The 22,569-nt window shown below is 44.6% G+C and carries 11 protein-coding genes; all 11 read left to right on the plus strand.

Translation table 11 applies throughout. The features are described from left to right. The first annotated feature begins 318 nt into the window (after nt 1-318). The 11 genes from BDE36_RS01600 to BDE36_RS01650 all read left to right on the plus strand — a co-directional run bounded on the left by BDE36_RS01600 (nt 319) and on the right by BDE36_RS01650 (nt 22,536). The gene (locus BDE36_RS01600) at nt 319-2,652 is read left to right on the plus strand and encodes a GH92 family glycosyl hydrolase (RefSeq protein ID WP_141813474.1); all 2,334 of its coding nucleotides are present in this window, start codon (nt 319-321) and stop codon (nt 2,650-2,652) included. Between the two features lie 521 nt (nt 2,653-3,173). Continuing rightward, nucleotides 3,174-4,934, plus strand: coding sequence for a RagB/SusD family nutrient uptake outer membrane protein (locus BDE36_RS01605; RefSeq protein ID WP_141813475.1), 1,761 nt, complete (start codon nt 3,174-3,176; stop codon nt 4,932-4,934). Nucleotides 4,935-5,052: 118 nt separating this feature from the next. Further along, on the plus strand, nt 5,053-5,502 hold the full coding sequence (locus tag BDE36_RS01610) for a DUF5004 domain-containing protein (RefSeq protein ID WP_141813476.1): 450 nt from the start codon (nt 5,053-5,055) through the stop codon (nt 5,500-5,502). Nucleotides 5,503-5,512: 10 nt separating this feature from the next. Beyond that, on the plus strand, nt 5,513-6,505 hold the full coding sequence (locus BDE36_RS01615; protein WP_141813477.1) for a DUF4961 domain-containing protein: 993 nt from the start codon (nt 5,513-5,515) through the stop codon (nt 6,503-6,505). 94 nt (nt 6,506-6,599) lie between these two features. Beyond that, nucleotides 6,600-9,668 (plus strand): SusC/RagA family TonB-linked outer membrane protein, encoded by a 3,069-nt coding sequence (locus tag BDE36_RS01620; protein WP_235904428.1) that lies wholly within the window; start codon nt 6,600-6,602, stop codon nt 9,666-9,668. 21 nt (nt 9,669-9,689) lie between these two features. Then, nucleotides 9,690-11,468, plus strand: a complete 1,779-nt coding sequence (locus BDE36_RS01625; protein WP_235904426.1) for a RagB/SusD family nutrient uptake outer membrane protein — start codon at nt 9,690-9,692, stop codon at nt 11,466-11,468. Between the two features lie 36 nt (nt 11,469-11,504). Next, nucleotides 11,505-14,507 carry a SusC/RagA family TonB-linked outer membrane protein gene (locus BDE36_RS01630; protein WP_141813479.1) on the plus strand — a complete coding sequence of 1,001 codons (3,003 nt, stop codon included), beginning with the start codon at nt 11,505-11,507 and terminating at the stop codon, nt 14,505-14,507. 28 nt (nt 14,508-14,535) lie between these two features. Then, a complete protein-coding gene (locus BDE36_RS01635) occupies nt 14,536-16,422 on the plus strand; it encodes an RICIN domain-containing protein (protein ID WP_141813480.1) in 1,887 nt (628 codons plus the stop codon). A gap of 46 nt (nt 16,423-16,468) precedes the next feature. Continuing rightward, nucleotides 16,469-17,854, plus strand: a complete 1,386-nt coding sequence (locus BDE36_RS01640) for an SGNH/GDSL hydrolase family protein (RefSeq protein WP_141813481.1) — start codon at nt 16,469-16,471, stop codon at nt 17,852-17,854. Between the two features lie 31 nt (nt 17,855-17,885). Further along, nucleotides 17,886-20,165: a GH92 family glycosyl hydrolase gene (locus BDE36_RS01645; protein ID WP_141813482.1), complete on the plus strand. Its 2,280-nt coding sequence runs from the start codon at nt 17,886-17,888 to the stop codon at nt 20,163-20,165. A 40-nt stretch (nt 20,166-20,205) separates the two neighbouring features. Then, on the plus strand, nt 20,206-22,536 hold the full coding sequence (locus BDE36_RS01650) for an alpha-L-rhamnosidase-related protein (protein ID WP_141813483.1): 2,331 nt from the start codon (nt 20,206-20,208) through the stop codon (nt 22,534-22,536). The last annotated feature ends 33 nt before the right edge of the window (nt 22,537-22,569 follow it).

A 22,569-nucleotide genomic window follows, 5' to 3' on the forward strand; every position in this document is an offset into this window, starting at 1 on the left:
AACTTTTAACTCTCAACTTTTAACTCTCAACTTTTAACTCTATACCATATCTGGATAATATTAGCCCATCTTAAGCATCTCTATAATCTCAGACCGCCCAGGTCTGTAAATAATACATCGGATCATAATTACGATTTACTTACTCCTCATAGTGTTGACAGGGTGTGGCAATTCATAAAAAATTTTCAATTTAGTGTTGCTAAATCGGTTTTTTGCTACATTTGCGTTGCAACAAAGGTCGGACTTAGGTTCTGATCGCGTTCTAACCAATCGTGTCCTGGACATATATATGCTAACAATTCTAATTTTAAATAGGTCATGTGTGTTTTAAATCAAAAGTTATCAGGAGCTTTAAAGGCAATTGCGCTTCTTATTGGGCTGCACGTTCCTGGCCTAGCGACTACTGCCCAGACAAAAAAACCTGCGGATTACGTCAATCCCTTTATCGGAGCCAGTACCAGTGAGGGAGCTGCCGGAATATATCATGGCTTAGGTAAAACATTTCCAGGCGCCACTACGCCTTTTGGAATGGTTCAGGTTAGCCCAAATACGATCACAGGGGGGGATAACGGATCAGGATACAGCTTTGAGCATAAAACCATCGAAGGCTTTGCCCTTACTCAGATGAGCGGAGTGGGCTGGTATGGAGATATGGGAAATTTTCTGGTAATGCCTACTACAGGCTCTTTGCAAACCAGTTCGGGTAAGGAGAATGGCGCTAAAGGGTACCGGTCATTTTATGATAAGGCTAGTGAAAAGGCCTCGGCTGGGTACTATACAGCGTTTCTTACTGACTATAAGATAAAAGCGGAGCTCACCGCCACTCCACATTGCGGAATGATGCGCTTTTCTTTTCCGCGACACAACTCATCAAGAATACAAATAGACCTGGCAAGGCGGGTGGGAGGAACCTCTACTTCCCAATACGTAAAAGTTGTAGACCAGAATACCATCGAAGGGTGGATGAAGTGTACTCCCGAAGGTGGAGGCTGGGGAAATGGCGACGGGAAGGCAGACTATACAGTTTATTTTTGTGCAAAATTTAGTAAACCATTAAAAGATTATGGAGTTTGGAGCGCGGAAATTCCGGATGGCCGAAGCAGAAAACGCGAAGACGTAGAAAGCAAAGCCTATCAGGACCTTGTTGCTAAAGCGAAGATATCAACAGGAGTACCATCTTCTTCGGGCAAGCATTTAGGATTCTTTGCCAATTTTAATACCGAAGAAGGAGAGCAGATCATAATTAAAACGGGAATTTCATACATAAGTATAGAAGGTGCCAGGAATAATCTTTCGGCCGAGATCCCTGACTGGAATTTTACATCTGTTAAGGCCAAAGCAAGAGAGAGCTGGAATGCGGCTCTTGGGAAGATGAAAGTAAATGGAGGGACAGATGACGAAAAAACAACATTTTACACGGCTCTGTATCATACCATGATAGATCCGCGGGTTTTCGAGGATGTGGATGGCAGGTATATGGGCGGTGATGGACGGCCTCATAATTCCGGCAACTTCACAAAACGGACTATATTTAGCGGCTGGGATGTTTTCAGGAGCCAGATGCCCCTGCAAACCATCATTAACCCTTCTTTGGTAAATGACCTGATTAATTCACTGGTGACTCTGGCGGATGAGAAAAAGCTTGATTATCTGGAACGCTGGGAAATGCTGAATTCTTACAGCGGTTGCATGATCGGCAATCCTGCTATTTCGGTGATCGCTGACGCTTACGCGAAAGGTATCAGGAGATACGATGTAAACCATGCTTATCAGCTTTGCAAGAATACAGCTGAGAAGTTTGGGAACGGAAGTCGCGGCTATACATATGAATCTTTCGGTATAGCCAATACTTTAGAATATGCTTATTTTGATTGGTGCGTTTCACGTCTTGCCAGTGCTTTAGGCCGCACGGAAGATGCTGCAAAGTACCAGCTTCGGGGGCAGGCCTATCGCAATATATTTGACCCGCAGGTTGGCTGGTTCCGTCCGAAAGACAAAGACGGAAACTGGGAAGCTTGGCCCGAAGAGGGCAGAATGAAACAATGGTATGGCTGCATTGAAAGTAATCCTTATCAGCAAGGATGGTTTGTGCCTCATGATGTGGCTGGAATGACGGAACTGATGGGTGGGCGGGAGAAAGTACTATCAGATCTGGAACATTTTTTCGAAAAGGTTCCGGAGAATATGATGTGGAATGATTATTACAACCATGCTAATGAGCCGGTTCATCACGTGCCTTTTCTGTTTAACCGGTTGAAGGCACCCTGGCTGACACAGAAATGGACGCGTCAGATTTGCTCCAGAGCTTATAAGAATAAAGTAGAGGGTTTAGTTGGAAATGAAGATGTCGGCCAAATGTCTGCCTGGTATGTACTGGCAGCGATTGGTTTACACCCTGTTTGTCCCGGCGACACCCGATACGAGATCACCAGTCCGTTTTTCGATCAAGCGGAGATAAAAGTTGGGGAGCATTCATCTAAAATCTTCAAAGTAGAGGCAAGGAATAATTCTCCGGAAAATGTATATATACAAAGCGCTACACTCAATGGAAAGCCCTATACGGGAAGCAGTATCGATTATTCAGAAATAGTGAAAGGAGGCAGGCTTGTTTTACAGATGGGTCCTACCCCGAATACGAACTGGGGCGTCTGAAATTAAATGGCTTGTTAAACGGGCTGTATCATTACCATTCTGATCATTACTATATTAAAAAAAAGCCGGGCAAAAAGTGATTGATGTCCGGCTTTTTTGTGAAATCATGAAGGTTATTTGTTGGCCACGAATGATCGTAGAAAAGAGAGAAAAACAGTACTGTATTCTTTCAGTAAATCGATTTTGCATTCATCGTGTTTTAAGAAAAAAATAAACGTATTTCATAGGTAGGATTCTGCTGTATTGCGCTGGGATATTTTTAGATGTTTTAACAAAAACCGCTTGTTTTAGTTGAAAGTGCATCAATATGAGACTTCTGTTTTATAAATCGCATCTTTTTTGACGGATAACTGCATTTTTCATAAAAGTGTCTTATTGGTTTGCTAAATCGGTTTTATTAAATAATTTAGTCCTGAGATTATTACTACAAAAGTCGAGGTTTTGTAATCAATAGCAGCAATTAACGTAAGACTCCGAAGTATTCTCTTTTAAGGTATTAACTAATCAATTTCTCACTAATTATGGACAAAGCATTACCGTTTATCTCTTTGATCCTGTTCTCTGTATTGGTCGGGTCCTGTAAAAAGGAAAACTTTTTAGGGAAAACGAAATCTACAGACCTGGATGAAAACACTGTTTTTGCCGACAGTGCCTATACGATGAACTTTCTGAACGGCATTTATTCGGATATAGGCTTCAGTGTTGCTCCAAACAGATTTAAAATAAAAAACGCGAGCGGGTTTTATCTTAATGGAGGAGGGCTGGACGCAGCTTCCGACGAGGCGGAAGGCGCATTATCGGGCGCGGTGAACACGTACATTCAATTTGCGACAGGGACAGTAAACCCGGCTATTATCACAGATGATGCCTGGCGTATCAGCTATACGAATATTCGCAGGGCTAATATTTTTCTGAAACACCGGCCTCATGCAGACTTATCAGATAAACTAAAAACGCGCACAAAAGCAGAAGCGCGTTTCCTTAGGGCCTGGTATTATTTCATCCTGCTGGAGCACTATGGCGGCGTGCCGCTAATGGGAGATAGTGTGTATAACGCTGCTGATGATATTCCACAAGTGAGGAATACGTTTGCAGAATGCGTAAATTATATAGTAAGTGAGTGTGATATTGCCGCTGCAGATCTGGATTCGGTACAGGTAGCTGAGAACTATGGAAGGGTAAATAAAACCGCCTGCAAAAGTTTGAAATCGCGGCTTTTGCTGTATGCTGCAAGTCCCTTATTTAATGGCGGACAAATAGCGGAGTCCCCCGAGCTGCGCGCGATAACGGGATACCCTTCAGCCGATGCAAACCGCTGGAAGCTGGCAGAGGACGCTGCTCTGGAAGTAATGAAAATGGGTTATTACGGTCTTCTGGTTGATAACACCACGGAGCCGGGTTATGGTTTTTACCAGGTGTTTACACTGAGAAAGAGTCCTGAACTCATTTTTGCAAGAATGCAGGGGCCCAACCGTGAGCTGGAAGGTTTATGGCAGCCTCCCACACGTGGCGTTAGTAATCCTGCAGCTTACCCATACCAGGATCTTGCCGAAGCCTTTGGAATGGCTAACGGTCGTTCAATAACAGACCCCACATCGGGATATGATGCTTCGCATCCTTACAACAACCGTGATCCCAGGTTTAATAATACCTTTATTCACGACCAGACCCTGGTTATTCGCCGGCCGGAGCTCACTAAGTTTCCGGTGAATATCCACATCGATGCTACTGATCCAAGCAGGGTTAGCTCCGGCCAGGATGCCATTTATAAAGGCACGCCGACGGGGTTGTATACAAATAAAATGTTAAACCGGGATGTTGTTTCCGACTGGTTTAATACCAATACGAACCGCTGTTTTCCTTTGATCAGGTATGCCGAGATCTTGTTGAATTTTGCTGAGGCGAGGAATGAAAGGCTTGCCGCTCCCGATGCTGAGGTTTACTCAGCTGTAGAGGAGATTCGAAAAAGGGCAGGGCTCAATCCTTATACTTTGCCAACCGGATTAAGTAAAGCCGGTATGCGCACAGTCATTCAGAATGAAAGAAGGTTGGAGCTGGCTTTCGAAGGCCACCGGTTTTTTGATGTGCGGAGATGGAAAATTGCAGAGACTACGGAAAACCAGCAAATGCACGGGACCGAACCTACTAAGACGGCAACAGGTACGACCTACCGTACTATCAATGTTCGCAAGCACACTTTCGATAAACGAATGTATTTATGGCCGATTCCGCTATCTGAAGTTTCTAAGTCAACACAACTTCTTCAGAACCCGGGATACTAATACAATCTAATAGAACCAACGAAACAATGAAATCATCATGTGTCCACAAACTTTTACCTGTGCGAATAGAAGTTGTTCAATGTGATAAACTCATTGCTATAAATAAAAGATTATTCTAATGAAAAAGTACAGAATTATTTTGAAGGTATGCCTGGCGTTGTCGGTACTAAGTTCGGGGTTAGCGGGCTGCAGTAAGGAAATGACCGGTTTAACGATGGAACCGATGAAAGATATAGCCGGTACATGGAAGGTGGTACAGGTAACACGAAATGAGGAAGATTTATCTCAGAGATTAGATTTAAGTGCATTCCGGTTTATTTTGAAGCAGGATTACTCCTATTCCTTTGTCGATAAGTTTCCTTTTGTGGTTAACAAGGCGGGCACGTTTAGTTTAGACGACCCTCAGTATCCCTTTTATCTGCTGCTTAAACCGACGGGCGGAGTCACTGAAAGTAAGGTATCACTACAATTGCCTGTAAAAAAGGGAAAAACACAGCTCAGTATGACGCTAAGTCCCGGCTGTTCGACCAACAAATACAGGTACGTTTTTGAGAAAGTTCAAGATTAAGAAACGACAAATGAAGAAGTTACTTAAAAATATAAAGCTTGTTTTAATCATTGCAGGCTCGTTCCTGGTGATATTCCTTGCAAATTGCGGATTAACCTCACTGACGGTAGAGGCTCCCTCCGAAGCGAATGCAAATCAGGTAGCCGTCTTTACATTGAATTGCGGAACTGAACCACGCATTGTAAATACAGATCCCCCTTATACCACCAAACTCATCGTAGGGTTTATGGTGCCAAAAAGCTGGAACGCAGCCCAGAATACTACGGTCGAACTTATCAGCTCGGAAAAAGGAAATAGCACCCTGGTGTTGATTCCCAGCGCTGAAAAAGAGGTGGTTTCGGGGCTTTCGTGGCCGGATGCTGCCAAGAAGAGATTTGGGATTGGACCAAACCTGCTGGACGACTTTGAATGGCTTGTTTACAGAAGTGTACCTACCTATACATTTAATAATAACGAGGACATCAAGTTTAAAGTAAAGATATCTTCGAAAGTTGGTTCTGAAAACAGCCTCTGCAGGCTTGGGTTTTTCGTTCTCTCCTCTAAAGAGAACCTTAGGCCTGAGGATACTGACTATACAAAATATGCATTCTCCAACGATTTTTCAGTTGTAAACGGGTCTGGTGATTTTGTGGATTATGTTAATCCTCAACTGGCGAAAGTTGAACCGGTAAAAAGCCTCGATAATGACTTTATCTCTCTGACCTTCGATGCCGGGATATTGGAAACAGGGTTGTCAAATACGGATGACATTTATCTGGAAGCACGGGGGATTACGGAGAGCGGGCAGCAAATTTCAGTGAGCACCAAGGTGGATAAAACCAGGTTAAAGCCATTAGGGGGTAAAAAATACAGGATAGATATATGGCCCAGAGGGCTGCTGAATGTGCCGGACAATGAAAAGCTCGCACGCCTGGAGTATTATTTTACAGATCAGACGGGCAGCGCCAAAGTAGGATATGGCAATACCGCCGATCCCTTTAAGTATACTTTTAAATGTCCATAGTGTATAGATCTATTCATTATAACAGTAAAATAAATTTAAAAATCTTAATACTGATAAAATGCTGAATCGCTACTTAAAAAAGTGCATATGTGGGATGCTATTGCTGTTTTGTAATATATATATTACAGAAGCACAGTCTGTTCCCTCCAGGTTATCCGATCAGGGCCTGCGCGCAAAGCATGTAATAAAGGGTACGGTGCTGGATGAGTTCGGTAAGCCTCTGGTTAATGCCAGTATAACACTTCCCGGAGGTAAAACAGCAGTAGTTACCGATAATTCAGGTTCGTTCCAGATAGATGTTCAAGGTGAAGATGAGACGATCATAGTGGAGCATCCCGATTATACTACCAGGAAAATAAAATTCAAACAGGATGCACAGGTGCTGGTGAGAATGGATGAGAGCTATTTGAAAAGTCATGAAAACGTTCAGATATTATATAATACCCGAAACACAAAGGAAATTCTCGGAGCAGTGACTTCGATATACAACAAACAACTAACGAGCACACCCACTCCACTTTATCTGAATGCTCTTACCGGGCGTCTGGCAGGGTTTTACACTCAGGAAGTGAGCGGGTTCAGGACTGCACGAACAACCTCTATCACTGTAAATGATCTTGCCGGAACGCTCCCGAATGAAGCCACAAGGTACACTTCAGGCATAAGCGATAATTCTGAGATAAGTTTTAATCTGAGAGGGCAGGCTCCCGTCACGATTATAGACGGTATACAGCGCGACATCTATTCGATAGATCCGGAACAGATAGAATCGGTTACGGTTCTTAAGGATGCCCTTTCTACTTTGTTGTTAGGGCAGAAGAGTTCAAGAGGTGTCTTGCAGGTTGTTACTAAAACGGGTGTTGCCGGGCCGCCGAGGATATCTTTCACTGCACAGAGCGGCTTTCAAAGCGCTCTTAAAACTCCCAGGCCGCTTAGCGCTCATGAATATGCTTACCTGTATAACGAAGCGTTATTGAACAGTAACTTGCCTGCGGCTTATTCGGCCGAGGACTTTCAAGCATACCGGGACGGATCATCGCCTTATATCTACCCGGATGTTAATTGGTATAACACGATTTTGAAGGATAATAATCCTATCAGCAAGTACAGCCTGAATGTAAACGGCGGCTTGAAAAACGCGCGGTATTCTCTTGCTCTTAGTTATATGAACCAACAGGGCATGTTTAAATCCTCCGATGAGTTTGATTATAAAACCAATCTGGAGCAGGACCGCTATCTCATTAATTCTAACATCGATGTAGATGTCTCCAAAAGTTTCACTATAGGACTTCAGATTTTCGGCCGCATTCAGGAAGGAAGACAGCCGGGGGCAGGAGTAAACGAAATCCTGAAAAGGCTCTACAGTACCCCCAACAATGCCTATCCGGTTATTAATGGAAAAGGTTATGGCGGTACTTCCGACTATATAACAAATCTTTACCAGCAGACAACGGGGTCGGGTTATCTCCTGGATAATAACCGCGACCTGATGGCTAACCTCGATTTGAATTACAAGTTCGACAAGTGGCTCCCGGGATTATATGCAAAGGCGAAGGTTAATTTCTCTTCTTTGTCTTCAACATTGGTAAACAGGGCCTTCTCCCGGGAAGTGTTTGATGCTTATCTGGATGCTAAAGGGACGATTCAGTATAACCGGTTCGGTTCCATTTCGGACCCTCCAAATACGATGAATGCTACCTCTACAGCACAGCTGTTTTACGTGCAGGGGGCCTTAGGCTACAATTTCAGTAAGGAGGGGCATTCCGGAGGAGCCATGCTGTTCGTGGATCAGCAATCTTCAACGTACCAGTATGATCTGCCCGGAAAATACACCAACATAGCTGCAACCGCTAATTACAACTATAATAATAAATACTTCGCGGAGGCGGCAGTTAATTATGCGGGCTTCGACCGTTTCGAGCCTGGGAACCGGTTTGGGTTATTTTATGCAGCAGGATTAGGCTGGGATGTTGCGCAGGAAGACTTCTTTAAAGACAACGTCAGCTGGATCGAGCAGTTCAAGCTTAGAGGAACTTACGGTAAAACAGGAAACAGCAATGAAAATAGCCTTGGTTATTTCTCATGGCGCGGAGCTTTCGGGCAGGATGGCACAAATAGTTATCCAACGTCAACGAGTTATTCGCCGATATATGGATTAGTGGAAAGGAACATGGCGAATGTGAATGCTACCTGGGAAAAAGGACACAAGCTAAACATTGGTCTGGATATTCAGGTATTGAAGAACTTTACACTGAATGCCGACTACTTCCGCGATACCTACTACGATTTGTTGCAGCAGAGAGGTTCTACCACCGAAATCATCGGGATGTCTTATCCAAATGAAAATGTGGGAAAAAACCTTTACACTGGTCAGGAATTAACCCTTACCTACAGGAATTCCATTAATAAATTTAACTATTTCATCACGGCCAATGCTTCGCGTTTGCGTACGGAGGTGTTGTATATGGACGAATTGCAGCAGCGCTATCCATGGAACTGGAGGACCGGAATGCCTGTGGGGCAAACATTTGGTTATCGTGCCGATGGCCTTATTCAAACGCAGGAAGAAGCCGACAGAGCGCCTTTGCTTGCCGGAACAGTTGTCTATCCTGGTGATGTGAAATTAGTTGACCTGAACAGCGACGGCGTGATTGATCAGTTTGATCAGACAGCGCTCGGAAATACGAAACCTCAGATAAATTACGGAGCTACACTCGGTTTCAGTATAGCCGGGTTCGACTTCAGTGTATTACTTCAGGGTGTAAAGAACAGGACTTATCAGCAAACGGATTACTCTTTCGGGAATGGAGGGAAAGATCAGGGGTATGACTATATGCTGGGCAGATGGACTCCGGCTACGGCTGCAACCGCTACTTATCCGAGACTGACGGTAGGCTTCAATGCTAATAACACGCCTTACTTAAACAACTCGAGCTTCTGGACACATTCTGGAGAGTATTTCAGGATCAGGAATATTGATGTTGGTTATACCTTACCGTACAGTATTACCAGGAAGTTAAGGGTTTCGGGATTAAGGCTCTTCGCCAACGCTCAGAATTTATTTACTGAGACCGCCTACGAGCGCCTCGATCCGGAGGTGTACAGCAATGCCGCTTACCCGATCCAAAGAACAATAAACGCTGGTGTTAATATTAAACTTTAAGTGTTCCTAAAAAATAATCAAATGAAAAATTCACGTGATCTTACTTCCGGGAGAATGATAGCTAACGATTATACGAACACTTCAGGTGCATCAAAAAAGCTATTTATTCTAATGAAGAAGTACTATAAAGTATTGTTTCTGGCGGGGTTGACGTCTTTGTACGCCTCCTGTAAAAGGGACCTCGAAACTGTGCCGATTGAACAGCAGACTTTAGATGTTATATTCGACTCGAGAGACTCTGCAGGAGCAAATGCGAACCGCTTTTTATACGATTCTTATTTGCATCTTCCAAGCATTCATAACAGGGTGGGAGGTGATTTCCTCGATGCCGGCGCTGATGACGCAATTTCGTCAAATACCAGCAATACTTCTGTCTTTCAATTAGCAACAGGGGCCTATACCGCCAATGGCTATCCTGATAATCAGTGGTCTAATTTTTATACCGGTATCAGGCAAACTAATATTTTTATTTCCAATATCGACCGCGTTCCCCTGAAAGGGAAACTAAGTAATGGAACGCCCTTTAACCGGGTTTGGAAGGCCGAATCTAAATTCCTTAGGGCGCTGTATTATTTCGAATTATTGAAACGGTACGGAGGAGTGCCTTTATTGGGCGACAGAGTTCTTTCGCTGGCCGATGACGTTAATATTCCGAGAGGCTCTTTTAGTGACTGTGTGGAGTTCATCGTCAGCGAGTGCGATGTGATTAAGGACAGTTTAAGGACCAATCCAATCGACGCTAATAATATAGAGAGGCCAACTAAGGCGGCAGCGATCGCATTAAAAGCCCGGGTATTACTTTATGCAGCGAGTCCTCTTTATAACGGCGGGAACATAGAGGCGGGCAATCAGTATACAGGTTATGCATCTTATGATGCGGGCCGCTGGCAAAGAGCAGCGAACGCAGCCCGCGAGCTGATTGACCAGAACGTTTTAAGTCTCGATCCGTCCTTCCAGAACGTCTTTCTCAATCAGATGAGTCCTGAAAGGATTTTTGCCCGGCAGGGAGGGAACAACCAGTCTGTCGAGAACAATAATGGTCCCATTGGTTACACTTCATCGATCAACAATGGAAGAACCAGTCCAACTCAGGAATTAGTGAATGCCTTCGGAATGGCTAATGGCAAATCCATAACAGAGACGGGTTCAGGATATAACGCGAATTCGCCTTACGAAAACAGGGATCCAAGGTTTTATGCAACGATCCTGTATAACGGAGCGCCATGGTTAGGGCGTCCTGTGCAGACTCACGAAGGCGGTGCCGACAAACCCGGTGGTACGCGGCAGCAAACCCGCACTTCCTATTACGCCAGGAAGTTCATGGCTGATTATACCGGTTCAGCTCAGTACAGTAATATCCCTCATGATCATATCCTGTTTCGCTACGCCGAGGTGCTTCTGAATTTTGCGGAAGCAAGGAATGAGTATTTGGGTGCTCCCGATGCCGATGTATACAGCGCTGTTGAGCTAATCAGACGGAGGGCCGGTTTAAATCCTTACACTATTCCTCAAGGCTTAAGTAAAGAGCAGATGAGAGCGCTTATCAGGAATGAAAGGAGGGTAGAGTTAGCATTTGAAGAGCATCGTTATTATGATGTGCGCAGGTGGAAGATCGCAGAAACAGAGTTTAATAAAGAGCTGCACGGGAAGCTGATCTATAAGCTTGGTTCGGGAGCCTTTAGTTACCAGGATACCCCGGTGCTGCAAATGAAGTTTAAGGCGCCGCAAATGTATTTTGCTCCGATCCCATATTCAGAAGTAGTTAAAAATAAAAACATGGTGCAAAACCCGGGATGGTAGAATTTTTAACATGTCCGATTTAAATCTAATTCTCAGATGAAAAAATATTTATATGCGATTCTGCTCATTTTTTTGATGAGCCCGATTATATCCTTCGCCCAAACCAGGGTTTCGGGGATAGTTAAAGATGCCAGCGGGCCCCTGCCGGGCGTGAGCATTAAAGAAAAAGGCGTTGAACGAAGCGGTACGAGCACCGATGTAAACGGAAAGTTCACCATGGTATTAAGGGGACAGGCTAATGTGCTTGTATTCTCGAGCATAGGATTTCAAAGCCAGGAGCTGAAGGTTCAAGACGGGCAAAAGCTGGAAGTAATCTTACAGGCGAGTAACCGCAGTTTGGATGAGGTAGTGGTAGTGGGCTTTGGGAAGGCAAAGAGGATTACGACTACAGGTTCTGTAAGTGCAATCAAAGGTGCGGAGATAAGGGAAGTACCCACTTCAAGCGTTCAAAACGCGCTGCAGGGCAAGCTTCCGGGTTTTATAGCCCAGCAACGTTCAGGGCAGCCGGGGCGCGATGCGTCTGATTTTTTTATCCGGGGTGTAAGTTCTTTAAACAAGGATGGCAATCAGCCTTTGATCATAGTGGATGACATTGAGTATTCTTATGAACAGCTTTCTCAGATCAATGTAAACGAAATAGAAAGCATTTCGATATTAAAAGATGCCTCTACTACCGCCATTTACGGGATCAAAGGGGCAAATGGAGTTCTGATCGTTACAACGCGCAGAGGTAGTGCCGGAGCGCCAAAAATTAATGTGAGAGTAGAGACGGGTTTGCAGGCTCCTGTTAAGAAGCCTACGTTTTTAAATAGTTACGAATCAGCTTTGCTGGTTAATGAAGCGCTGACGAACGATGGCCAATCGCCCCAGTTCAGTGACGAAGATCTGGAGCATTTCAGAAAGGGCGACGACCCATACGGACACCCGGACGTAAATTGGTATAAGGAAATATTTAAGCCCATCTCTTTGCAGTATAACGGTAATATTGATATATCAGGAGGGGCAGAGGCTGTTAAATATTTTATTTCAGGAGGAGCATTTACACAGAATGGAAATGTGAGGACGTTTCAGGACGCAGAAAATCAGGTCAACCCGAATTATTATTACCGGAGGTTCAATTTCAGGTCGAACCTTGACGTACAAGCTTCCAAGACCCTGAACCTGCGTTTTGACCTTAGCGGAAGGTTTAACAGGGTCAATGCTCCATACGCAGGCAATATTGTTGGGGAAGTATATGATTTTTCACGTATCCACCCTTATTCGGCGCCTTTCTTAAACCCCAATGGAAGTTATGCCTATGCCAGTGACACAAAAGGGCTTCTTCCAACGATTAATGCCCGGCTAGCAACACAGGGTTACAAACTTGAGAGAAGAAATGATCTGAATGTGCTTTTTGGCGGCACACAGAAACTGGATGCCCTGACTAAAGGATTGTCGTTTATAGGAAGGGTTGCTTATGCGAGTGTTGAGTCGAATGCTCGTCTGCAAAGAAGAGAAAACCCTCCATCTTATCTATATGATCCCGATAGTGATACGTATACACTGAACGGTCCGACCTATACTTCAGGGAACTACCTTTTGAGTGCCGAACAGGGCTTGTTTAATCATCGTGTAAATATTCAGGCATATTTTAATTACGATCGCAGCTTCGGATCGCATAATGTGCATGGGATGCTGTTATATAACAGGGAGTCGTATAAGGAAAAGAACTTATTTGTCAACGCCAACAACTGGATACCCCAGAATTTTCAGGGTACAACCTTCAAAGCGATTTACGACTATAAGGAGAAGTATATAGTCGATTTCAGTGCGGCCTACAATGGGTCGGATCGTTTCAAAGCGAATAACCGCTTCGGATTATTCCCTGCTGTATCACTAGGATACAGTATCTCGAAAGAGAATTTCTTCAGAAAAGAAGCGCTCGAATTTGTTGACCTCCTGAAAGTCAGGGCCTCGTACGGTGTGGTAGGATCGGATAAGGTTGAGGGTAACCGCTACCTGTATGACCAGGTTTATTTACCTCAGCCCGGTGTCTCTTTTGGGGAGACTAATAATCCTGAAAATTCAATTATTGAAGGTCCGCTGGGTAATCCTGACGTTGCCTGGGAGAAGCAGAAGGAGTTTGATCTTGGGGTCGACGCCAACTTATTTGGAAGCAAGTTGAATGTTACCGTCGACTACTTCAATAATATGCGGTACAGGCAATTAATTAAGCCCACTTCCCTTCCTTTAAATATCGGGGTAGAGGCTTCGCCCAAGAACATTGCCAGGGTTCGTAACAAAGGATTTGACGGAGAACTGGGCTATCGCAGTAATGCAGGTAACTTTAGTTATAACGTTTCTGCGGTATTCTCTTACTTCAAGAACAAAATATTGTTCAAGGATGAGCCATCTCCGGCTTACCCCTGGCTCAGGGAGACCGGCCATTCTATAAATCAGCCTTTCGGGTATACATTTATCGGTTTTGACGACAAAGGAAATCTGAAGTATAAAGATTTTAACGAGGATGGCGTAATTGACGAGAGCGATAAGACTGCAATAGGAAAACCTAATTTACCGAGTACATCGTATGGTCTAACTCTTGGGGGCAGGTACAAAGGCTTTAGCATAAACGTACTTTTCCAGGGCACGGCAGGTTACAGTTTCGTAGTAAAAGGAACCGGAATTGAGCCTTTTCAAAGTCAGTTTCAGCCGATTCACCAGCAGAGGTGGACGCCCGAAAACAGCCAGAATGCTCAGTTCCCCCGGCTGACGACAAATCCTACATCGATAAACAGTCCGGCGGCTTACTTGTCTGATTTTTGGCTGATAGATGCCAAATACTTAAGGTTGAAAACTCTGGAGCTTGGTTATCAGATCCCGAATAAAGCGCTGCCTTTAGGAATAAGCAATGCCAGGATTTATCTCAGTGGATACAATCTGCTTACCTGGACTAATTATTCAAAATATCAGCAGGATCCGGAGGTCGAGTCGAATACAGCCGGAGACACCTACCTGAATCAACGTGTAATTAACTTAGGTTTTCAGGTAGGCTTATAATAGCGTTGGTCATTAATTAAAGTGTAATATGAAAAAAATTGTATTTCTGTTAATATCATGTCTGTTCCTTACCTGGGCTTGTAACGACGAGTATGTCATGCCGCCGCATCCGGGCAGGATGATCAAGCAATTCAGACTGGAACAGGGGCAAATAGGCGAGGCCGTTATTTCAAGAACGGCTGGAAAAAACAGAGTGGTGGTAACCGTTGGAAAAACAGTGAATCTGAAAGCAGTGACTCCACTCATAACTATTTCCGACAAGGCAACGATCTCTCCGAGATCGGGGGAGGTAGTGGATGTTTCGGCCACAAAGACTATTGAGTATACGGTTACAGCCGAAAGCGGACAGATGGAAATCTGGGAAGTAGTGTTCGTTGTGTTTGATCCGGCAGCAGTGGACTATGCCTCTTATACAATTAAAAATGTGGCTGCTGCAAAATTTCTCCAGGTAGCCGGGAATATTAAATTCACGGAGAAATATAGAAATAATCAGAAGATAGATTTGTTTCCCGCTGGCTCGGAAGGGGTGGCTGATATCTGGCAGAAATGGAAGCTCATTTATAAGCTGACCGAGAATAACATCAGATACTATGAGATGATGAACCTGCATAGTGGAAAGCTGCTAACTTCTCCCGGGACTGCCGGGGGCGCTGAGCTGTTACAACTTTCAGAGAAGGCTGTACTGGGAGGCGACCAGTTATGGGAGATCAGGGAAAAATCAGCTCAGGGTGCATATTCCTTTATCAACAAAGGGAATGGAATGGCTATTTCGTACATTGCATCTGTGGGTAGCAACCCGAGAGTGATACAGGAAACTGTTAGTACAGACACCAAGCAGCAATGGAATTTAAGTCCGATTGCGGAGGAATCTTACCGGGATGATAAAGCTGTTACGTTTTTCGAACGGAATTCGCCGAGCCAGGGGTCGGTAGCTTTTGACCAGGGAACCAGTATTCCTTTAAGTGATGGAAGAGTTTTATGGATCACTCAGGACGCATGGGATGGCGTTTCGCTTAGAGATGGAAACGTGTTCGATTGTAATCATTTCTTTAGTTACAACAACTCTGTAATGATTCAGCCCTCAAAAACTGATTGGGATCCTGCACATACCCCGAACATGACCATCGCTAACAGTGCTCATAATCGTCCTAAGCAGGTGTTCAACAATCAGCCGGGAACAACCTGGTCATGGCCGGGACTAGGCGTACAGATCGGCAATGATGTATGGGTGCAATGCGGTGAAGGCAGAGACTTAAATGCTACCAATCAATCCTTGTATAAGCTTAACGAAGTAGCAGGAAATCAATGGAGCGCCGTGCGTTTCGCTCCTGAAGGTATGAGCAACCAGGTTGCTGTCAGTTACTCTACCGGAATGGTTAAAAGCAATGACGGTTATGTTTATTCTTTTGGTTCCAGCGGTACAGGAATAACCACTACGAACGTCTTTGTGGCAAGGTTCCCGCAGAGTGATCCGATGAAATGGACCTTTTGGGATGGATCAAAGTGGGCTGACAGACCCACAAACGCTACGGAAGCACGCGTGAGCGCCGGAATGGCTAATGTGAGTGTTGCTTACTGGAAAGGAAAATACGTAATGATGAACATGACCCAGGGTTTCTTCTGCGACAATTCAGTCCGCGAGATCTATATGTCTTATTCAGATAGTCCAACTGGTCCGTTTACTACCCCTAAAAAAGTGTATGACATCGTTGAGTATTTCAAAGGTAGTTATGCGAGGTATTATACTCCTTCCATTCACCCTGAGTTTGATAACGGTCGCAATGAATTGCTGCTTACGTACTGTCTGAATGTCACGGGTTGTGATTTAAGCTGGTGCGAGAATGGAGGCATGGACCCTTATTACTACAGGGTTAAAGGATTACGCGTACCCGCCTCTATGATCTTTCCTCAATAGTTCACCGAAATGATGATTGTTAAGAAATAAGAATATCAAAAGAATTATGAAACTTCATTTTTTGTTGCCGGGTATTGCCTGCCTGTTTTTCCAGCTATCCTTTGCTCAGCCAAAGCCCGAACCGTTTAAATCAGGAGATAGGGTTGTTATTGCCGGAAACAGTATTACGGAAGCCGGTTTATATGGGAGTAATATTTGGTTGTATTATATGACCCATTTTCCCGACAGAAAAATACAAGTGTTAAATGGCGGCGTGGGCGGAGACGTTGCAGAACAGATTTACAAACGGCTTGAGGGTGATATTCTTACCCTAAAACCTACAGTATTGGCTGTAACGTTTGGTATGAACGACAGTAAATACTTCGAGTATAACTCGCCAAATCCGGATGTGAATAGTTTTGTAAAGGCTTCTCACGACAGTTATCTCAAGATAGAAAAAAAGCTGCAGGAACTTAAGGGTGTGAAAAAGATCATCATGGCCTCTTCTCCTTACGACGAAAATGTTCAGTTGCCAAATAATAACGCTTTTAAGGGAAAGTGGAAGACGATGGAGAAGATCATCGAGTTTCAGAAAAAGTCGGCAGTTGATAACCAGTGGGGGTACGTTGACTTCTTTTACCCGATGACTGAGATCAACTTACGCGAGCAGAAGAAGAATCCTGCCTATACCGCTTGTGGAAACGATCGTATCCACCCGAGCAGTGCAGGACATCTGATAATGGCATATATTTTTCTCAAAAGTCAGGGATTAACGAATTCCTATATTGCAGATGTTAATGTGGACTATAACAAAGGAAAGGTCATTCACTCAGTCAACGCAAAAAGCAGTGGTGTTATAAAAACGAAGAATGGGATCCGCTTTGATTATTTAGCCAATTCACTGCCTTTTCCGATAGATACTCTTCCCAGGGTGTGGATGAATCCGGAAGTACAAAGCGAAGCTTTGAAGATAATTCCTTTCAATCAGGAACTTAATAATGAGAGATTGGTGGTAGGCGGTCTCCCGGCAGGCAAGTATTCTTTAAAAATAGATCATGCTCAGATAGCCACTTTTTCTGCGGAAGAACTTGCGGCCGGTGTAAACCTGGCCGTGTTAAAAAACACTCCTCAGTATCAACAATCGCTGCAAGTACTTAAGCTGAGCAATGAAAGACGGGAAGTCGAATCGAAATTCAGGAACTATTTCTGGGTTAACTACAACTTCCTGGCGGATAAGAACATGCTGTTCGATCATTCTGACGCTGCAAGAGATACCATTGAAAAACATTCTCCTGAAAACGGCTGGTTGAATGGAAAGAAAGGTGACTGGGAAGCAGTGCGTAGTTCAGGGAAGGTACTCGAGAGCAAAATGGATGCTCTGGTAGATGAAATTTACCGGGTTAACAAACCAAAGAAGCATACTGTTGAAGTTGTAGCGGTTTCTTCCATATAGCCCTTTATTGTAAATCAGAAAGAGACGGTATATGAAGAAACTCCTTCTTCTGTTTTTAATTATTCAGCTTGATAGCAAGGCGCAGGAGAATCCTGTAAATTATGTGAATACCTTACAGGGCACTAATTCAGATTATAATCTAAGTGCCGGGAATACTTATCCGACAATCGCTTTGCCTTTTGGTATGCACACATGGAGTGCCCAGACTGGCAAAAATGATGATGGGTGGAAGTACTCCTATAAACACAAAACGATCCGAGGTTTTCAGCAGGCGCATGCCTGCAGTCCCTGGGTGGGAGATTATGCGGTATTCTCTTTGATGCCGGTTAAAGGTAAACTGAAAGTAGCAGAGGAAGAGCGGGCAAGTTCTTTTAGTCATGCTAACGAGGTTGCAAAGCCGCATTACTACAAAGTTACTTTCGACAATAAGATAAGTACCGAGATCTCTCCTACAGAAAGAGGGGCTCATTTACGGTTCAGTTTTCCCGGCCGGGAAAAGGCGTACGTCATACTGGACGGCTATACCAAAGAAAGTCAGATCACCATCCTGCCCGGAGAGCGAAAGATTGTGGGCTGGGTGAATAATGGTCGTTTTATTCCCGAAAATTTTAAAAGCTTTTTTGTCATTGAATTTGATAAGCCCTTTAAAAGCTACGGAACCTGGGATAATGTAAGTAACAAGACTGAGGCCAACAAGCCATCCGCTGCTGGCAAGGGTGCTGGAGCCTACCTCGAATTTGCGGCGGGAGCCACAGTGCAGGCAAAAGTTGCATCTTCATACATCGACAGTGCGCAGGCCGGGCTCACCTTAAAAAACGAGCTTGGCAGGTTTAAGCAACTGGAGCAAACCAGGGAGGCCGCTGCTCGTATCTGGAATCGCTTATTAGGGCGGGTTCAGGTAGAAGGAGGAAGCGAAGAGGATATGAAGACTTTTTACTCCTGCCTGTTCAGGGCGAATCTTTTCTCCAGAATGTTTTTTGAATATGATAAGAATGGGAAGCCGTATTACTATAGCCCGTACGACGGAAAAGTGCATTCGGGATATATGTATACAGACAATGGGTTCTGGGATACGTTCCGCGCGCAGTTCCCTCTGAATAATATCCTCCATCCTACTTATCAGGGCAGGTATATGCAAGCTTTGCTGGACGCTCAAAAACAATGCGGCTGGCTTCCTGCCTGGTCATTTCCCGGCGAGACGGGAGGGATGCTTGGCAACCATGCTATTTCTCTTCTTACGGATGCCTGGGTAAAGGGAATCCGTTCTTTCGATCCGGGGCAGGCTCTGGATGCATATTTCCATGAGGCAACGAACAAAGGCCCCTGGGGCGGAGCCAATGGCAGACAGGGCTGGAAAGATTACTATCAGTTAGGATTTGTGGCTTACCCCGGTTCGGAAGGAGCACTCTCGCAGACGCTTGAGTATGCCTATGACGACTTCTGCGGATATTCTCTGGCTAAATTAACGGGGCACAAATTTTATGAAGACCGGATGGGAAAACAAATGTATAACTATCGGAATGTTTATGATCCTTCCACCCGTTTTATGCGGGCTAGAAAAGCCAACGGCGACTGGCTGGAGAACTTCGATCCTTATACCTGGGGTGGTCCTTACACCGAAGGGAACGCCTGGCATTGGCATTGGTCTGTTTTCCACGACATACAAGGATTGATCAATTTGATGGGAGGCAATGAAAATTTTACAGCTAAGTTGGATTCTGTTTTTTCTGCAGGCAGTAAAGTAAATGTTGGAGCCTATGGAACTATGATTCATGAGATGACCGAGATGGTGAATGCCAATATGGGGCAATATGCGCACGGGAATCAGCCCATCCAGCATATGATATACCTGTATAACTATGCGGGGCAGCCCTGGAAGTCGCAGTACTATGCCAGGCTGGTGATGGAAAAACTCTATAATGCCACAGAAAACGGTTATCCGGGAGACGAGGATCAGGGGCAGATGTCATCCTGGTACGTATTGAGTGCCTTGGGCTTCTATAGCGTTTGCCCTGGTACCGATCAATACGCGCTTGGGAGTCCTCTTTTCAGGAAGGCAACTATTACGATGGAAAACGGAAAGAAGTTTGTGATCAATGCTTCGGGGAATTCAGCTACCAATGTCTATATCAAAAGTGCAACATTAAACGGTAAGGCCTATACAAAAAACTATTTTACTCATTCGGATATCGTAGATGGAGGGGTGCTAAACTTGCAGATGGTGGCATACCCGGAAAAGAACAGGGGAATTTCACGGGAAGATCTTCCTTTTTCACTTTCTGCGCCCGAAATGCCGGATACATTGAAATAAAGGAGGGATGTTTGTATCCCGGTTAGGAATTTAAAGCAATATGAAAAGGGTATTCAAATTTTTTACATTATTTATTCTGCTTACAGGGCAAGTCACGTTTAGTCAGTCTTCCTGGAAGGCGCAATGGATAGCAGCACAAAATATTACCGGACACGAGTACGGCGTTTACTATTTCCGAAAGGCAGTGGACCTGGCTGCCAGGCCATCCTCTTTTATTGTGCATGTATCGGCAGACAATCGTTATAAATTGTACGTTAATGGAAAATTAGTTTCACTTGGTCCTGCACGGGGAGATTCCTACTCGTGGAACTATGAAACGGTTGACCTGGCTTCTTATCTAACTGCCGGGAAGAATACCGTAGCTGCACTTGTATACAATGAAGCTGAGTACAGGCCTGAAGCGCAAATTAGCTTTCGCACCGGCTTTATCCTTCAGGGAAACTCATTGGCTGAAGAGATACTTAACACTGATAATACCTGGAAATGTATTCGCGATAATGGTCGTAAACCCGTACCGGGCTACTTTTTTGCGGCGAGCAAGGGTGAAATGGTTGATATGAAGCAAACGGTTAAAGGCGACTGGACAGTCAGCAGTTATGATGATACTGCATGGCCTGCTGCTGGAAAGGTATCCGATGGAAGTCTTAAAGGACGGGCCTGGGGAACCGAATGGGCCCTGGTGCCGTCATCTTTACTCCCCCGGGAAATGTCGTATCAGCGCATTCTGAAACTCAGAGCTGCTACGGCGGTAAAAGTACCATCCACTTTTCCTGCTAAAAAGACGTCATTTGTAGTTCCAGCCAATACCGTAGCTACTTTATTGCTTGATCAAACTTATGAGACAAATGCCTACATAACCCTTAACTTCAGCGGAGGAAAAGATGCCGGCATTTCGATTGGTTATGCTGAATCATTGTACGACAAAGGCAGCAATGGCCGGCGAAAAAGTAATCGTAACGAAGTAGAGGGTAAAGAGTTTATCGGGCGGATTGATAGTTTGATTTCAGACGGTACAACCGAACAATCCTTTACTACGCTGAACTTTCGTACTTATCGTTATATCCGTCTGATTATAAATACCGGGGACGAGCCTTTGGAAATTGAGGATCTTTATGGAACATTTACCGCCTATCCCTTTAAGCAGACTGCTGCTTTTAATACTTCGAATTCTGAAATCAAACAGATTCTCGATATCGGCTGGCGCACCGCAAGGCTGAATGCCTGGGAAACCTATACCGACTGCCCATATTACGAGCAACTGCAATATATCGGGGATACACGAATTCAGGCCATGATCTCTTATTACAATACTAATGACGACAGGTTGGCCAGAAATGCGCTTACTCAGATAGATCATTCCCGTCTTCCGGAGGGCGTCACAAGAAGCTGCTATCCTTCAAAAGGTACACAGGTCATTTCTCCTTTTTCATTGTGGTATATCGGGATGGTGTACGATTACTGGATGTACCGGAACGATGAAAAATTTGTTAAAGACAAGCTTATGGGCGTGAGAGGCGTGCTTGACTTTTTTAGTAAGTATCAGCAGGCTGATGGTTCGTTGAAAGATACTCCTTATTGGACCTTCGTTGACTGGGCCGGCAACCTGGCCGGGGAAGTTAAAGGCTCGGACGGAAGTGCCGCAGTATATGACTTGCAATTATTACTGGCCTACCAATGGGCTGCAGAAATGGAGGGGAAGATGGGATTAAAAGATTATGCTTCGCTGTACAACCAGAAAGCTGCACAGCTAAAGGCAACCATCCAGCAGAAATACTGGGATCCGGGTAAGAAGCTATATGCCGATACCAGAGAAAAGACAGGATTCTCGCAACATGCTAACTCGATGGCAATACTTGCAGGTATAGTTCCTGCAGAAAATCTGTCTTCGGTAGCTGCAGGCTTATTGAACGATAATAGCTTGACAAAGTGTACGGTATATTTTAAGTACTACCTTAATCAGGCGCTGGTAAAGGCTGGTATGGGGAATGATTATATGGAATGGCTTGATATCTGGCGTCAGAACATAGCAATGGGCCTTACTACCTGGGCCGAAGATTCAAGTTTGGAAACAGTTCGGTCTGACTGTCATGCATGGGGATCGAGTCCGAACATCGAGTTTTTCAGAACGGTATTAGGTGTTGATAGTGATGCACCGGGTTTCACCAGGGTAAAGGTAAAGCCCCACTTAGGAAATTTAACCAAAGTAAGCGGCGAAGTTCCGCACCCCGAAGGAAAAGTAGTGGTAAGTTACCAGTTACAAGGAAACAAATGGAGAATCAACATTGATCTTCCATCAAACACCACCGGCGTTTTTGAATGGAAAACGAAGGCTTACCAACTTAAGCCGGGAGGAAATTCATTTGTGATCTGATAAGCCAGGCAATTAGCGAATTTAAAAGGTTAT

The sequence above is a fragment of the Arcticibacter tournemirensis genome, from assembly GCF_006716645.1.
GTDB lineage: Bacteria > Bacteroidota > Bacteroidia > Sphingobacteriales > Sphingobacteriaceae > Arcticibacter > Arcticibacter tournemirensis.

What these genes read in the sequence shown, in the direction of transcription:
- BDE36_RS01650 (WP_141813483.1), top strand. Translation starts at nt 20,206, where the DNA reads ATGAAAAGGGTATTCAAATTTTTTACATTATTTATTCTGCTTACAGGG.
- BDE36_RS01600 (WP_141813474.1), top strand. Translation starts at nt 319, where the DNA reads ATGTGTGTTTTAAATCAAAAGTTATCAGGAGCTTTAAAGGCAATTGCG.
- BDE36_RS01615 (WP_141813477.1), top strand. Translation starts at nt 5,513, where the DNA reads ATGAAGAAGTTACTTAAAAATATAAAGCTTGTTTTAATCATTGCAGGC.
- BDE36_RS01625 (WP_235904426.1), top strand. Translation starts at nt 9,690, where the DNA reads ATGAAAAATTCACGTGATCTTACTTCCGGGAGAATGATAGCTAACGAT.
- BDE36_RS01635 (WP_141813480.1), top strand. Translation starts at nt 14,536, where the DNA reads ATGAAAAAAATTGTATTTCTGTTAATATCATGTCTGTTCCTTACCTGG.
- BDE36_RS01605 (WP_141813475.1), top strand. Translation starts at nt 3,174, where the DNA reads ATGGACAAAGCATTACCGTTTATCTCTTTGATCCTGTTCTCTGTATTG.
- BDE36_RS01610 (WP_141813476.1), top strand. Translation starts at nt 5,053, where the DNA reads ATGAAAAAGTACAGAATTATTTTGAAGGTATGCCTGGCGTTGTCGGTA.
- BDE36_RS01645 (WP_141813482.1), top strand. Translation starts at nt 17,886, where the DNA reads ATGAAGAAACTCCTTCTTCTGTTTTTAATTATTCAGCTTGATAGCAAG.
- BDE36_RS01620 (WP_235904428.1), top strand. Translation starts at nt 6,600, where the DNA reads ATGCTATTGCTGTTTTGTAATATATATATTACAGAAGCACAGTCTGTT.
- BDE36_RS01630 (WP_141813479.1), top strand. Translation starts at nt 11,505, where the DNA reads ATGAAAAAATATTTATATGCGATTCTGCTCATTTTTTTGATGAGCCCG.
- BDE36_RS01640 (WP_141813481.1), top strand. Translation starts at nt 16,469, where the DNA reads ATGAAACTTCATTTTTTGTTGCCGGGTATTGCCTGCCTGTTTTTCCAG.